The 13,909-nt window shown below is 37.4% G+C and carries 16 protein-coding genes; 14 read left to right on the top strand and 2 right to left on the bottom strand.

Going from position 1 to position 13,909, the window contains the following annotated elements:
- Nucleotides 1-40 precede the first annotated feature (40 nt).
- The gene (locus IPM56_17700; protein QQS36048.1) at nt 41-832 is read right to left on the bottom strand and encodes an alpha/beta fold hydrolase; all 792 of its coding nucleotides are present in this window, start codon (nt 830-832) and stop codon (nt 41-43) included.
- Nucleotides 833-1,037: 205 nt separating this feature from the next.
- On the opposite strand from IPM56_17700, the gene glgA reads away from it, so the two are divergent.
- Both glgA and IPM56_17690 read left to right on the top strand, forming a co-directional pair.
- A complete protein-coding gene (gene glgA / locus IPM56_17695) occupies nt 1,038-2,504 on the top strand; it encodes a glycogen synthase GlgA (GenBank protein ID QQS36047.1) in 1,467 nt (488 codons plus the stop codon).
- A complete protein-coding gene (locus tag IPM56_17690; GenBank protein QQS36046.1) occupies nt 2,501-3,121 on the top strand; it encodes a methyltransferase domain-containing protein in 621 nt (206 codons plus the stop codon). The genes glgA and IPM56_17690 overlap by 4 nt, the downstream gene beginning before the upstream one ends.
- Before the next feature lie 82 nt (nt 3,122-3,203).
- Here IPM56_17690 and IPM56_17685 read toward each other — a convergent pair whose 3' ends face one another.
- Nucleotides 3,204-4,178, bottom strand: coding sequence for a helix-turn-helix domain-containing protein (locus IPM56_17685; GenBank protein ID QQS36045.1), 975 nt, complete (start codon nt 4,176-4,178; stop codon nt 3,204-3,206).
- A 289-nt stretch (nt 4,179-4,467) separates the two neighbouring features.
- Here IPM56_17685 and IPM56_17680 point away from each other — a divergent pair, with 289 nt between their 5' ends.
- The 12 genes from IPM56_17680 to IPM56_17625 all read left to right on the top strand — a co-directional run bounded on the left by IPM56_17680 (nt 4,468) and on the right by IPM56_17625 (nt 13,877).
- Nucleotides 4,468-4,890: a transcriptional repressor gene (locus tag IPM56_17680; protein QQS36044.1), complete on the top strand. Its 423-nt coding sequence runs from the start codon at nt 4,468-4,470 to the stop codon at nt 4,888-4,890.
- Nucleotides 4,891-4,929: 39 nt separating this feature from the next.
- The gene (katG, locus tag IPM56_17675) at nt 4,930-7,122 is read left to right on the top strand and encodes a catalase/peroxidase HPI (GenBank protein QQS36043.1); all 2,193 of its coding nucleotides are present in this window, start codon (nt 4,930-4,932) and stop codon (nt 7,120-7,122) included.
- 315 nt (nt 7,123-7,437) lie between these two features.
- Complete coding sequence (locus tag IPM56_17670) at nt 7,438-8,280, top strand: virulence RhuM family protein (GenBank protein ID QQS36042.1); 843 nt, start codon at nt 7,438-7,440, stop codon at nt 8,278-8,280.
- Nucleotides 8,281-8,498: 218 nt separating this feature from the next.
- Nucleotides 8,499-9,086, top strand: a complete 588-nt coding sequence (locus tag IPM56_17665; GenBank protein QQS36041.1) for a GNAT family N-acetyltransferase — start codon at nt 8,499-8,501, stop codon at nt 9,084-9,086.
- Between the two features lie 298 nt (nt 9,087-9,384).
- Entirely contained in the window at nt 9,385-9,822 is a 438-nt protein-coding gene (locus tag IPM56_17660) for a VOC family protein (GenBank protein ID QQS36040.1), read from the top strand.
- Nucleotides 9,823-9,856: 34 nt separating this feature from the next.
- A complete protein-coding gene (locus tag IPM56_17655; GenBank protein ID QQS36039.1) occupies nt 9,857-10,756 on the top strand; it encodes a VOC family protein in 900 nt (299 codons plus the stop codon).
- A gap of 53 nt (nt 10,757-10,809) precedes the next feature.
- Nucleotides 10,810-11,040, top strand: coding sequence for a DUF4287 domain-containing protein (locus IPM56_17650; protein ID QQS36038.1), 231 nt, complete (start codon nt 10,810-10,812; stop codon nt 11,038-11,040).
- Between the two features lie 2 nt (nt 11,041-11,042).
- Nucleotides 11,043-11,459: an SRPBCC family protein gene (locus IPM56_17645; protein QQS36037.1), complete on the top strand. Its 417-nt coding sequence runs from the start codon at nt 11,043-11,045 to the stop codon at nt 11,457-11,459.
- 17 nt (nt 11,460-11,476) lie between these two features.
- Nucleotides 11,477-12,346, top strand: coding sequence for an alpha/beta hydrolase (locus IPM56_17640; GenBank protein ID QQS36036.1), 870 nt, complete (start codon nt 11,477-11,479; stop codon nt 12,344-12,346).
- A gap of 52 nt (nt 12,347-12,398) precedes the next feature.
- Nucleotides 12,399-12,917, top strand: coding sequence for a GNAT family N-acetyltransferase (locus tag IPM56_17635; GenBank protein QQS36035.1), 519 nt, complete (start codon nt 12,399-12,401; stop codon nt 12,915-12,917).
- Nucleotides 12,918-13,036: 119 nt separating this feature from the next.
- Nucleotides 13,037-13,414, top strand: a complete 378-nt coding sequence (locus IPM56_17630; GenBank protein QQS36034.1) for a DUF1801 domain-containing protein — start codon at nt 13,037-13,039, stop codon at nt 13,412-13,414.
- 13 nt (nt 13,415-13,427) lie between these two features.
- The gene (locus tag IPM56_17625) at nt 13,428-13,877 is read left to right on the top strand and encodes an SRPBCC domain-containing protein (GenBank protein ID QQS36033.1); all 450 of its coding nucleotides are present in this window, start codon (nt 13,428-13,430) and stop codon (nt 13,875-13,877) included.
- The last annotated feature ends 32 nt before the right edge of the window (nt 13,878-13,909 follow it).

Here is a 13,909-nt window from a genome sequence, read left to right as displayed (position 1 = left end):
AATAAAAGATATTTTAACAGACCATATTTCTTGCTGAATTTCAAAGAAGTTTTTCCAGGAAATCATTCATCGCGGCATTCACTTTGTCCGGCTGTTCTATGGGTGACATATGTCCGGAGTTTTTTATCACGACAAATGTTGAACCCGGAATTTTATCAGCCATAGCATTCATTACAGAAGGAGGAGTTAAAGCATCATATTCGCCGCAAATAATCAGCGAAGGGATTTTTATTTTTTCTAAGTAATCCGTTGTATCAGTCCTGCTTAACATTGCAAGTTGGCTGCCTTTAACTCCTGCAGGATTATGTGCAGATGATCTTTCAATAATTTTTTCAAACTCTTCTTGGTTCTTTTCTTTGAACTCATCGCCAAAACAGGTTGATATAAAATCTTTAGCATAACCCTCTAGTCCTTCATCAGAAATTCTTTTGATCGCGCCGGAGCGTTTTAATCTTCCCGCATTATCATCTGAATCCGACCTTGTGTCACATAAAATTACTGCGGAAAATTTTTCTTCGAATCTTACTAAAGCACGCAATGAAATATAACCTCCCATTGAAAGCCCGCATAAAACCGGTTTGTCTAATTTCAATTCTCTGATTATTGCTTCAAGATCATCGACAAACATTTCCATTGTAAATTGACCATGGCTGGCTGGTGATTGTCCAAGCCCGCGGATATCATAAGTAACACAAAAATATTTTTGCTTAAAGTATTCAACCTGTTTGTTCCACATTGAATGATCATAAGGAAACCCATGAACAAATATTATAGGCTTGTGGGATGGATTCCCCTCGGTAAACACAAGAAGCTGATTTATTATGTGATTCATTTGTTTCTTTGGTTTAGTTTATTGAAATCGTGTTGTAGATAAGAAATTAATTCTCTCTTTTATCTCTAGTCATTAATTTCTTTTAAAGCAACAAGTGAAAATTAATTCATTATGCCTTATTATACACCACGAAATAAAGATTTTTTTATTAACAATATCATCCTGTTATGTTCTTTTCAATCGGGATGAAATCTAAAGTACAAAAATGAAAATTGCCTTTATTGCTGCTGAAGCAGTTCCATACGCTAAAACAGGCGGTCTTGCCGATGTTGCCGGTTCACTTCCTAAAGCACTTGAAAAACTGGGATGTGAAGTAAAACTTTTTATTCCCAAATACGATCTTATCGATGAGGGAAAATTCGGTCTTCATTACAGCTGGTCAATAGGTGAAATGCCGATAAGAATAAATGGGGTGATAAGATCAGTGCACGTTCACCAGGCAAAATTGCCGGGATCGAATGTTGAAGTTAATTTTATCGACTGCCCGCATTATTTTTTCCGTGGAAGAATTTATACAAACGATATGGATGAAGATGAACGCTTCATTCTTTTTTCGAAAGCGGTTATTGAAACTCTTCAGCGTATGCAATGGACTCCCGATGTAGTTCACTGCAATGACTGGCAAACCGGTTTGCTTCCTCTTTTTATAAAAGACAATTACAATTGGGACAGGATGTTCGATCACACATCGTCTGTGTTTACAATTCATAATATCGGTTACCAGGGAAGATTTCATAAATCAACATTGTTCGCTGCTGAAATTCGTGGTGAGCTTTATTATCCCGGCGGACCGGTTGAACATGAAGATTCTGTTTCTTTTATGAAAACAGGAATCGTTTTTTCTGATATGATAAATACTGTGAGCAATAAATACTCTCATGAAATCTTAACTGACGAGTACGGTGCAGGACTGCAGCATATTCTCCGCTCACGCAAACAGGATGTCTATGGAATACTTAACGGTGTTGATTATGATGAATGGAACCCGGCAACGGATAAGTATCTTCCTTATAAATTTTCTGTGAATGATCTTTCAGGAAAATTAAAGAACAAAGAATTTCTTGCAATACATTTTAACCTGGTATACGATGAACACAGACCATTGATTGGAATGGTAACAAGATTAGTAGCACAAAAAGGATTGGATATTTTTGCTGAGGCTGTAAGCGAACTTATGAAACTTGACGCGCAATGGATATTACTCGGCAGCGGTGAAGACCGTTTTGAAAATCTGTTCAGATCGTTGTCATATCAGTACAGCGGAAAATTCAGTACATACATCGGCTATAACAATGAACTTTCACACCTCATTGAAGCGGGCGCTGATATATTCTTAATGCCGTCACGATATGAACCCTGCGGGCTTAACCAGATCTACAGCTTGAAATACGGCACTGTTCCGGTTGTAAGAAAAACCGGCGGACTTGCTGATACCGTGAAAGACTGGGATGAAGAAAATTATTACGGATTCGATCACGGAACGGGTTTTTCTTTTAATGATTACTCGGCTTACGCGCTTTACTCATCTGTTGAACGTGCTGTAAATGCATTCCGGCATAAAGATGTATGGAAAAAAATCCAGCGTAATGGAATGAAGATGGATCATAGCTGGACGCGCTCCGCGGAGAAATATCTGGAGCTGTACAAACTTGCGAAAGAACGACGAGGGTGAATAAACTTCTCAAAAAAATTTTCAAGCATTATAATTTTGAACTTGAAAAAGCTGTCGGAGACTGTAAAACTCTTCTTGACGTTGGCTGCGGTAATAACTCTCCGGTAGGATCGTTATCGAATAAACCTTATTGCGTTGGGGTGGATGCTTTTACTCCAAGCTTAGAAAAAAGCCGGGCATTAAAAATCCATAACGAGTACCGCCAGATTGATGTGCTTGATATTGAAAAAGAATTTAAGCCGGGTTCATTCGAATGTGTCCTCGCCAATGATTTGATTGAACACCTCACAAAGGAAGATGGCTCGAAATTAATTGAAATGATGGAAAGCATTGCAACTAAACGGGTACTGATATTCACTCCCAACGGTTTTGTTCCTCAAAGAGAGTATGACAACAACCCATGGCAGGTTCATAAATCCGGCTGGACTGTGGAAGAAATGAAAGCCCGCGGTTATAAAGTAATAGGAATTAACGGGGCGAAATCACTACGAGGTGAATTTGCGCGTTCAAAAATAAAACCAAGGGCTCTCGGTTTCGTAGTTTCAAGAATAACACAAATATTTGTCCGCAATAAACCGGAGAAAGCATTTCAGATATTGTGTGTAAAAACAAAATGAAAATCGTGTTTTGTAAAGAATCAAATCACTTGAAAAAATTCAAAGCAAGAAATAAACCGCTTATATAAATTATTGCTTTTTTCTAAGCTGCCATTTCCCTGTTATACCTGTTCCTGTATTGAATTGGCGATAAACCGGTGATACGTTTGAATGTCGTACGGAAAGCTTTGTTATCTGTGTAACCAACTTTGTACATAACCTCTGTTACATTTTCTTTTGATGATTCAAGACTTTGTTTTGCCGCTTCGATTTTTACACGCTGAATATATTCAACAACTGTGTTGGCTGTTGCTTTCTTAAATCTTCTTTCAAGATTTCTTCTGCTAAGCGCAACCATTGATGCTATCTGGTCAACAGTGATCTTATCCTGGAAATTGGTTTCGATAAATTCCTGTGCTTTTTTAACCGGCTCATCTTCGTGTTCTTTTTGTCCGACAAATATTGTAAACGGTGATTGGCTGTCGCGCTGTATATCTATCTGAAATGCTTTTGCACAAAGCACCGCGATTTCTCTTCCGGCATATTTTTCAACAAGATATAAAATCAGGTTAAGCGATGAGTATGCGCCGCCGCTTGAGTAAATACCGTTTTCATCTGTAATGATTTTATCTTCAACAAGATTTATATCCGGGAACATATTTCTGAAAGCATTTGCCGCAAGCCAGTGTGTTGCACATTTGCGCTCATTCAATAACCCTGTTGACGCAAGCAGGAACGCGCCAAGACATAAGCTTGCTACCTCCGCGCCGTTGTTGTATTGATCGACTATCCAAGGAATAAATTCTTTGTTAGCATCTATAGCTTTTCCAAGATCGCCATACATTGCGGGAATAATAACAAGATCAGACCTTTGAATATTTTTTATCGGTTCTGTAGTGATTGTATAAAGACCATCATTCAGTTGTGATTTATCCGCAAGTCCGGCAAGTTGAATTTTAAATAACGGCGGTTGTCCCATTCTTTCAAGGAAAGAATTTGCTTCAGTGAATACCTGTCTTGGTCCTTCAATGTTGCCTAATATTGCGCCTTTGGACACAATGATTGTGATTGTTTTCATGATGCTGGTAAATCATTATGGATAAAATTTGTGTGCAAGTCTAAAGAAAAAATAATTTTCTTTCAACACAATAATCTGCTTTCGCTCTTTCAGATTTTTTATAATAATTTCATTTTTTTCACAGATTTGTCAAACCAGCAACCATACAATAACATTTTAGCTTCGGAAATTTATTCCTTGGATGGTCCGTATAATAATAGTTCTTTAACCTGACCCACTCTCATCTTGATATCTTACAAACAAAACTTTATCTTTGTTAGGAATAATTCTTATCTAATAATTTTTATCTATGAAAAAGCCCAAACTTGAAATTGAATTGAAAAACAGCAGCCTGAAGGTTACTCCTCAAAGGGTTGCTGTTCTGGAAGCCTTATCTAATCTGAAAGATCATCCCACTGCTGATAAAATCAAAGAGTACGTTGTCAAAAATCATCCGCACATTGCTGTTGGTACAATCTATAAAACTCTTGAAACATTTGTTGAAAAAGGATTAGTTAAAAAAGTAAAAACCGAACATGACTTTATGCGTTATGATGCTATACTTGACAAACATCATCACTTATATTGCGAAGACACAGAACGAATAGAAGATTTTTTTGATGAAAATCTTAATACAATTCTGGAAGATTATTTTAAGAAGAAGAAAATTCCAAACTTTAAAGTAAAAGATATAAAGCTGCAGATAATCGGAACATTTAATAAAAAAAATTAATTGAATAACTATTAACCTAATAACATCAGGAGAAATATTATGAACGATGAAAGCAAATGCCCAGTAAATCATAGTGCGGGCAGTGGTACAAAAAACCGTGACTGGTGGCCTAACCAGCTAAACCTTGGAATACTTCACCAGCACCATCCGGCATCCAATCCAATGGATAAAAAATTTAACTACGCAAAAGAATTTGAAAAGCTCGACTACAAAGCTCTTAAGAAAGATCTATATGCGTTGATGACTGATTCGCAGGATTGGTGGCCTGCAGATTGGGGACATTATGGCGGTTTATTTATTCGAATGTCATGGCACAGCGCAGGAACATATCGTACAGCAGACGGTCGCGGCGGCGGCGGAACCGGTAACCAGCGTTTTGCACCCGTGAATAGCTGGCCGGACAATGGTAACCTTGATAAAGCTCGTCGCTTACTCTGGCCAATCAAACAGAAATATGGAAATAAAATTTCCTGGGCTGATTTAATGATATTAGCAGGTAACGCTGCACTTGAATCAATGGGATTTAAAACATTCGGTTTTGCAGGCGGACGCGAAGACATCTATCAACCTGAAGAAGATATTTACTGGGGTGCTGAAAAGGAATGGTTAGCAACCAGCGATAAACCTCATAGCCGTTACTCGGGTGAAAGAGATCTGGAAAATCCTCTTGCTGCTGTGCAGATGGGACTGATTTATGTTAACCCTGAAGGTCCTGATGGAAATCCTGATCCGGTTGCTTCCGGTCGTGATGTGCGCGAAACATTTAAACGTATGGCAATGAATGATGAAGAAACAGTTGCACTCACCGCAGGCGGGCATACATTCGGTAAAATGCATGGCGCAGGTGATCCGAAATTAGTTGGTCCGGAACCTGAAGCTGCCCCGATTGAGTTGCAGGGTTTGGGTTGGATAAATCAACATAAATCAGGTAAAGGAAGCGACGTAACCACAAGTGGATTAGAAGGTGCGTGGAAACCTAATCCAACCAAATGGGATTCAGGTTATTTTGATATGCTCTTCGGTTACGAATGGGAAAAAGTTAAAAGCCCGGCCGGCGCATGGCAATGGCAGGCAAAAGATGTTAAGCCGGAACACATGATTCCCGATGCTCATAATCCATCAATCAAACATCCTCCGACGATGACAACCGCGGATATGTCATTACGATTTGATCCGATCTACGAACCTATTTCCAGAAAATTCCATAAAGATCCAAAAGCGTTTGCTGATGCGTTTGCAAGAGCATGGTTTAAACTTACCCATCGTGATATGGGACCAAAGGCACGTTACCTTGGACCTGAAGTTCCAAAAGAAAATTTAATCTGGCAGGATCCGGTTCCGGCGGTTAATCATAAGCTTATCAATAAAAAAGATATTGATGGTTTGAAAAAGAAAATCCTGGATTCAGGATTATCAATCGCAGAATTAGTTTATACAGCATGGTCTTCTGCATCAACATTCCGAGGATCAGATATGAGAGGCGGAGCGAATGGTGCAAGAATCCGGTTAGAGCCCCAAATGAACTGGGAAGTTAATCAGCCAGCACAACTTGAAAAAGTTTTAAAAGTATTTAAAAATATTCAGAAAGAATTTAACAGTCGTAAAGACGGCAAGAAAGTTTCACTTGCTGATCTGATCGTCCTCGGCGGATGCAGCGCAGTTGAAGCAGCAGCAAAAGCTGCCGGACATAAAACCGAAGTACCGTTTACTCCTGGACGTATGGATGCAACACAAGCTCAGACTGATATTGAATCATTTGAGTATCTTGAACCGGAAGCAGATGGTTTCCGCAATTATCAGAAGAAAGCATTTACCGTTTCTGCAGAAGAAATGCTTGTTGACAAAGCACAACTACTTACATTAAGCGCGCCTGAGTTGACTGTGCTGGTTGGCGGATTGCGTGTGCTTGGTGCAAACTTTGGTGGATCAAAACACGGTGTGTTCACTAATAAAGTTGGTGCACTGACAAACGACTTTTTTGTAAACCTGCTTGATATGAATACAACATGGAAACCCGTTTCAGAAAAAGGTGATGTTTTTGAAGGACGAGATCGTAAAACGGGAAAAGTTAAGTGGACAGCTACACGTGTCGATCTTATCTTTGGTTCAAACTCACAGCTTCGCGCACTTGCAGAAGTTTATGCACAGGATGATGCTAAAAAGAAATTCGTGAAAGACTTTGTAGCTACGTGGAATAAAGTTATGAACCTTGATCGCTTCGATGCGAAGTAATCGTTATAATAATTCATTGTCGTCCTGAGCCTGTCGAAGGATGACGTCACACTTCGATGAACTCGGTGTGACAATTTATTTTCATTCCCAACAATTAAGGGCATCACCACGATGCCCTTTTGTTTTAATGAGTGAGCCTCTTGAATAAGAAAATTGTCAGATTTAAGTTCCTTGAGTAATTCTATTCATCTTCCGTAAAATTCGGATCTCCTAACCAACAAAAAGGAAGTATAATAGAATGATATTATCAACTGATGCATTAATAGATAATTTAAATTACCAAGTCAGCACTTCAATTCGGTGGAATTAAAAAATATGAAAAACGAAATCGTTATCTATCAAGCTGACGAGCTTGCAGATAAAATTGAAGTTAGAGTAGAAAATGAAAATGTCTGGCTTAATCGGCAGCAGATTGCTTCTCTGTTTGATAGAGATATTAAAACTATTGGAAAGCATATCAACAATGCCATGAAGGAAGAATTGGGCGGGCTTTCAGTTGTCGCAAAATTTGCGACAACTGCAGCCGATGGAAAAGTTTATCAAATCGAGCATTATAATCTTGATATGATTATTTCTGTTGGTTATAGAGTTAAATCAAAACGAGGTGTTGAATTTAGAATTTGGGCAAATATAACTCTCAAAGATTATATGATGAATGGATATGTTTTAAATAAAAGGATAAATCGTATTGAGGATAATGTCGAGGGGCTAACAAAGAAGGTTGAAACTATCGATCTGATTATAAAAACTGAACTACCTCCCAAACAAGGAATATTCTTTGACGGACAGATTTTTGATGCTCACAGATTTATTTCTGACCTGGTGAGGAAAGCAGAAAAATCCATTGTCCTTATTGATAATTATGTTGACGATACTGTGCTGGGCTTGTTTACCAAGAGAAAGAAAAATGTTAAGGTCACTATTTATACAGGAAATTTATCTAAGGCTTTTATGACCGATCTGAAAAAGTTTAATGAACAATATCCCAGAATAGAGGTGAAAGAATTTAAACACTCACACGACAGGTTTATAATAATTGATGACGAGGATGTTTATCACTTTGGTGCTTCTTTGAAGGATCTCGGTAAGAAGTGGTTTGCCTTTTCGAAATTTGAAAAGAAAGCATTGGAGTTATTGAACAAGCTTAATAAGGTATGAAAAAATGAGAAGAGGCATTCTTTAACTCTCGGAACAACAGCAGCCATGGCTAATCCGTCATTATTTTTTTGCATAAGATCAATGGGCATTACTACGATGCCTTTATTGTTGTTAATCAAATTTTTCGATTTTTTTTCACATACTATGCTTCTTTGAGTAGATTAACCCAAGACTTAATATTGATAACGATGAAAGTTGTAAACTTATACAAACAAAATATGTCCGAAATCACGGACGTTCTCTGCGAAGCTTTCTACAACTACCCGGTAATGAAATATGTGCTTGGAGAAAAAGAAAATTACCCCGAACGACTTAATAAGCTTGTTACTTTTTTTGTTTCCAGCCGAATTTTAAGAAATGAACCTTTGCTTGGTGTTTACAATTCAGAAAACAAACTGGTGGCGGCGGCAACTGTTACTCTGCCCGGAGAAATTTCAAGTCCCGAAGAGTTGAAAAAGCTTAGAGACAAAACCTGGGCAGAAATCGGAGTTGAAGAAAAAGCCAGATATGAAATGTATGGCAGTATTGCTTCGGGTCTGCTTACAAAAGAAGCTCATCATCATCTGAATATGATCGGTGTTAGAAATGCTTACCGGGGAAAAGGATTAGCTCGTCAACTAATTAATAAGGTTGAGGAATTAGTTTCTGCACATCCAACAAGTGCTGGATTAAGCCTCAACACCGAAGTTGAAGCAAATGTAAATTTCTATCTTCATTTTGGTTTTGAATTATCTGGTAAAGCAATTGTAACTGAGGATATTGTTACGTGTGGATTTTTTAAAGCGAGAAAGCAAACCACGTTTTAATATTTAATAATTTGACTTCTCTTTTATTTATTCAGAAATAACATAGACAATAATCGATATTTCCATACCGGGCCCACCGTACATTTGTCGTGTTCAACCCTTTAAAATGCCGTATTAAACCCCTTTTATTTTTAAAGAACGATAGTATTTTTGTTCAGCATTTATCAGACACTTATAACATTTCACATTTACATTTCGGGGAGCCGGAGTTTGATTTAATCAATCCACGGCAACAATCAGATTTTCTCTTTCCGTTTAAAAGAAGAATATATTCATTAAACATAAAAAGGAGTTCAAAATGAAATCAATCAATCCTTATCTTAATTTTGAAGGCAACACCGAAGAAGCTTTCAACTTTTACAAAAAAGTTTTTGGCGGAGATTTTCTTGGCGGTGTTTATCGTTTTAAAGATACGCCAGGCACAGAGAATCTTTCTAATTCAGAAAAAGAAAAAATAATGCATGTTGCTTTACCAATGGGTACTTCAAACATGATAATGGCTACCGATGCCCTTGATTCAATGGGACATAAACTTACTTTCGGAAATAACTTTTACATCTCCATCGATGCTGAAAGCAAGGATGAGGCTGATAAATTATACAAGGGATTATCAGAGGGCGGTAAAGTTGAATCCCCAATGAAGGATGAATTCTGGGGTTCTTATTTCGGAATGATTACCGACAAATTCGGTGTTCAGTGGATGATAAGTTACTCAACCCAGCAAGCGAATAATTAAACCGACTTAATTAATTTTTACTACAGGTATTTAAATGCAAAAAATTTCTCCGTTCATCTGGTTTGACAACAATGCCGAGGAAGCTGTTAATTTTTATACTTCACTATTTCAAAATTCAAAGATCAATAAGACAGTAAGATACGATGAAGCTTCAGCTAAGGCGGCGGGAAGACCTGCCGGTTCGGTGCTTACTATTTCTTTTCAACTCGAAGGACAAAACTTTACAGCACTAAACGGCGGACCTCATTTTAAATTAAATCAATCTATTTCTTTGTTTGCTTATTGTGAGTCTGATAAAAAAATTGAAAACATTTATAATAAGCTATGTGAAGCCGGAAATGTTATATTCAAACTCGATAAATATGACTGGAGTCCTAAATACGCATGGGTTGTGGATAAGTTCGGACTCTCATGGCAGCTTGATGTTGAGAAAATTAATTCGCCTCAGAAAATTGTTCCTGCGTTATTATTTTCGAATGAAAAAAATCAAAAGATAAAAGAAGCAATTTCATTTTACAGTTCGGTTTTTCCTGATTCAAAAACTATGATGGAGTTTCCTTATCAGGAGTCTGCCGGACTTCCTGAAGGAACTTTGTTGTTTGCGCAGTTTAAATTAGCCGGTTATCTTTTCAACTCAATGAGCAGCACATTAAAACATGATTTTGATTTTAACGAAGCTTTATCTTTTGTTGTTGATTGCAATGACCAGGATGAAGTAGATCACTACTGGAATAAACTAACTTCCGGTGGCGGACAGGAAAGTATGTGCGGCTGGCTAAAAGACAGGTATGGAGTATCATGGCAAATCGTCCCAAGAATATTGTTTGAAATGTTGAATGATAAAGATCCCGCAAAAGCTAAAAAAGCAATGACAGCAATGCTGCAGATGAGAAAGATTGATATTGCCGGTTTGGAAAAAGCATGTCGCGGTTGATAAATTTAAAACGGAACAAATACTTGCTTCACTAAAGATTAAGGAAAAAAATTATGTCGTTTCAAGCTTATCTTGAAAATATAAAAACGAAGACAGGAAAAACCCCTGAAGATTTTAAAAACCAGATGCAGAAAGAGGGAAAACTAAAACCCGGACTGAAAGCAACGGAACTTATTACCTGGTTAAAAAAGAATTATGATTTAGGTCATGGTCATTCAATGTCAATATGGGCAGTGTTTAAATCAAAAGGGTGGGTTCAAGATTCAAAAAAGAAAAAGGAATAATAATGAACACAACAAAAATCACAGTAAGCGCAGATATATCCGCAGATGTAAAAAAAGTCTGGGATTATTACACAAAACCCGAACACATCACAAAATGGAATTATGCTTCCGACGACTGGCATTGTCCGAAAGCTGAAAATGATTTACGTGTCGGCGGAAAGATGAACAGCAGGATGGAAGCAAAAGACGGAAGTTTTGGATTCGACTTTGAAGCTATTTATGATGAGGTCGTTATTCAGAAAAAAATTACTTACACAATGCTGGACGGCAGAATGGCAACAACTGATTTTGAAAGTTCCGGTAGCAAAACAAAAGTTACCATAATCTTTGATGCGGAAACTCAAAACTCTGTTGATCTGCAAAGAACAGGCTGGCAGGCGATCCTTGACAATTTTAAAAAGTATGTTGAAGCAAATTAGCTAAGGAAGAATTGAATATGAAAATAAAGTCTTTAGTCGTGTTTCTGCTGGCAATTTCGTTTATATCATTTGCACAAAATGAGAACAGTTCCGGCAAATATGCTGATGTTAACGGAATGAAAATGTACTACGAAGTTTCCGGCAAAGGCAACCCACTTATAGTCTTGACTGGTGCTCATATGGATATTATGAGTATGGGAAAGATCATACCAATGCTTGCGGAAACGCACATGGTTTATGCTCTGGAATTTCAGGGACATGGTCATACGGAAGATATTGACAGACCAATTACATATCAGAATCTCGCTGATGATGTTGCTGATTTTATGGATGAAGTAGGGTTAAATAAAGCTGATGTGTTTGGTTATTCAATGGGAGCCCAGGTAGGATTGCAGCTCGCTATCAGCCAGCCGCAGAAGGTGAACAAACTTATCTTTGCCTCTGGTGCTTATGATCTTAAAGGCTGGCAGCCTGCATACACTGAATTCATACCGATGATGACACCCGAGATGTTTCTTACTATGCCTTTCTTTGCAGAAAAACATAAGCAGGCAGAAAATCCGGATGCATATATTGCGTTCCTTAAAAAGATGATTGCGCTTGAACATGAACCAATGTCTTTGGAAGAAGAAGTTAAAAAATTGAAAACCCCTGTGCTGATCATTGCGGGCGATGCAGACGTAGCAACACTTGAACATATTGTTTCTATGTTCCGGCTTCTTGGCGGTGGTGTAATGGGTGATATGGGAAAACCTTTACCTGAATCCCGGTTAGCAATTTTACCTGCAACATCGCATACCGCAGTTATAAGTCAGCCTGATCTTCTTATTGCTTTCATCGAACCATTTCTGAAAGGAGAAACTCCAAAAGGATTTTTTGAAAATTGATAATTGTAGAATGGTATTAAAAACATATAATTATAATTTTTAAAGAAGTTTTATGAATGATATTACATTTACACCTTTTCCGAATTTGGAAACCGAAAATTTCATTCTGCGTCAACTGATCCAGACCGATGATAATGAAATATTTTTATTGCGTTCGGATGACAGTGTTGCCCGGTATCTGGATAGACAAAAAGCAAAAACCATAGATGACGCAAGGGCATTTATAAAAAAAATTAATGACAATATTTTGAATAATGAATCGATCTATTGGGGAGTAACAAGGAAAGACACACAAAAAATTATTGGGACAATTTGTCTTTTTCAAATTTCAAAAAAAGAATCGAAAGCGGAAATTGGGTTTGAAGTTATTCCGCGGGATCAGGGCAGAGGAATTATGAAAGAAGTTATTCCTGCCGTACTTGATTTCGGGTTCAAAACAATGGGCCTAAAGTTTATTGAAGGTGATGTCGATCCGCAAAATATTCGCTCGATTAAATTGATGGAAAGATTTGGATTTGAGTTTTATTCAAAGCATGAAAAAACGGATGTATATAGGTTGTGTAGTAAATAATATTTCCTGTCGGCACAATTTTCCAGTTGTTTACTTGTGGGCAAACAGCAGTTTATGGATACAAAAAAATTAAGTTCAAAAGCAATTGTATTTCATTATAAAAAATCGGTAGGTGGTATATGAAATCAAATATGAAAACAGTTAAAAGTATTGATGACTATATAAAAAATTTCCCGCAAGAAATACAAAAAATTCTCGAACAGGTGCGTCAGGCTATTATAAACTCTGCACCCGAAGCAGAAGAAACCATCAACTATCAGATACCGACATTTAAATTGAATGGAAATCTTGTTCACTTCGCTGCGTTTAAAAATCACATCGGTTTTTATCCGGCACCATCAGGACTAAAAGCATTCAGAAAAGAAATATCAAAGTACAAATCGTCTAAAGGATCAGTACAGTTTCCTATTGATGAACCAATGCCGTTATCACTGATAAGTAAGATTGTCAAATACAGAGTAAAAGAAAATTCGTCAAAAAAAATCACAAAAAAATAATAAGGAGCGCGTAATGCAAAAACTAAATTTCAAGATTGAGATTGATGCACCTAAAGAAAAAGTCTGGAATACAATGCTTGAGGATAAAACTTATCGTGAATGGACGGATGTTTTTTCACCAGGCTCACATTATGTTGGCGGCTGGGAGAAGGGAAGTAAAATTCTTTTTCTTGGACCGAACGAAAATGGTATTATGGGAGGAATGGTAAGCCGGATAAAAGAAAACAGAAAGCATGAATATATTTCAATCGAACATCTTGGGGTGGTTCAAGATGGTAAAGAAGACACAACGAGCGATGAGGTTAAACAATGGGCTGGTTCACTTGAAAATTACACTTTCAAAGACATTAATGGAAAAACAGAACTGCGTGTTGATATGGACATCAATGATGACTACAAGGAAATGTTCGAAGGTATGTGGCCCAATGCTTTACAAAAATTAAAAGAGCTTGCTGAAAAATAAGTTTATCCGGCTTTATTGATCGTTTAATAATT

The organism is Ignavibacteriales bacterium, from assembly GCA_016700155.1.
Lineage (GTDB): Bacteria > Bacteroidota > Ignavibacteria > Ignavibacteriales > Ignavibacteriaceae.
The sequence above is the reverse complement of the archived record's forward strand: the minus strand, read 5'-3'. Positions and strand labels throughout refer to the sequence as shown.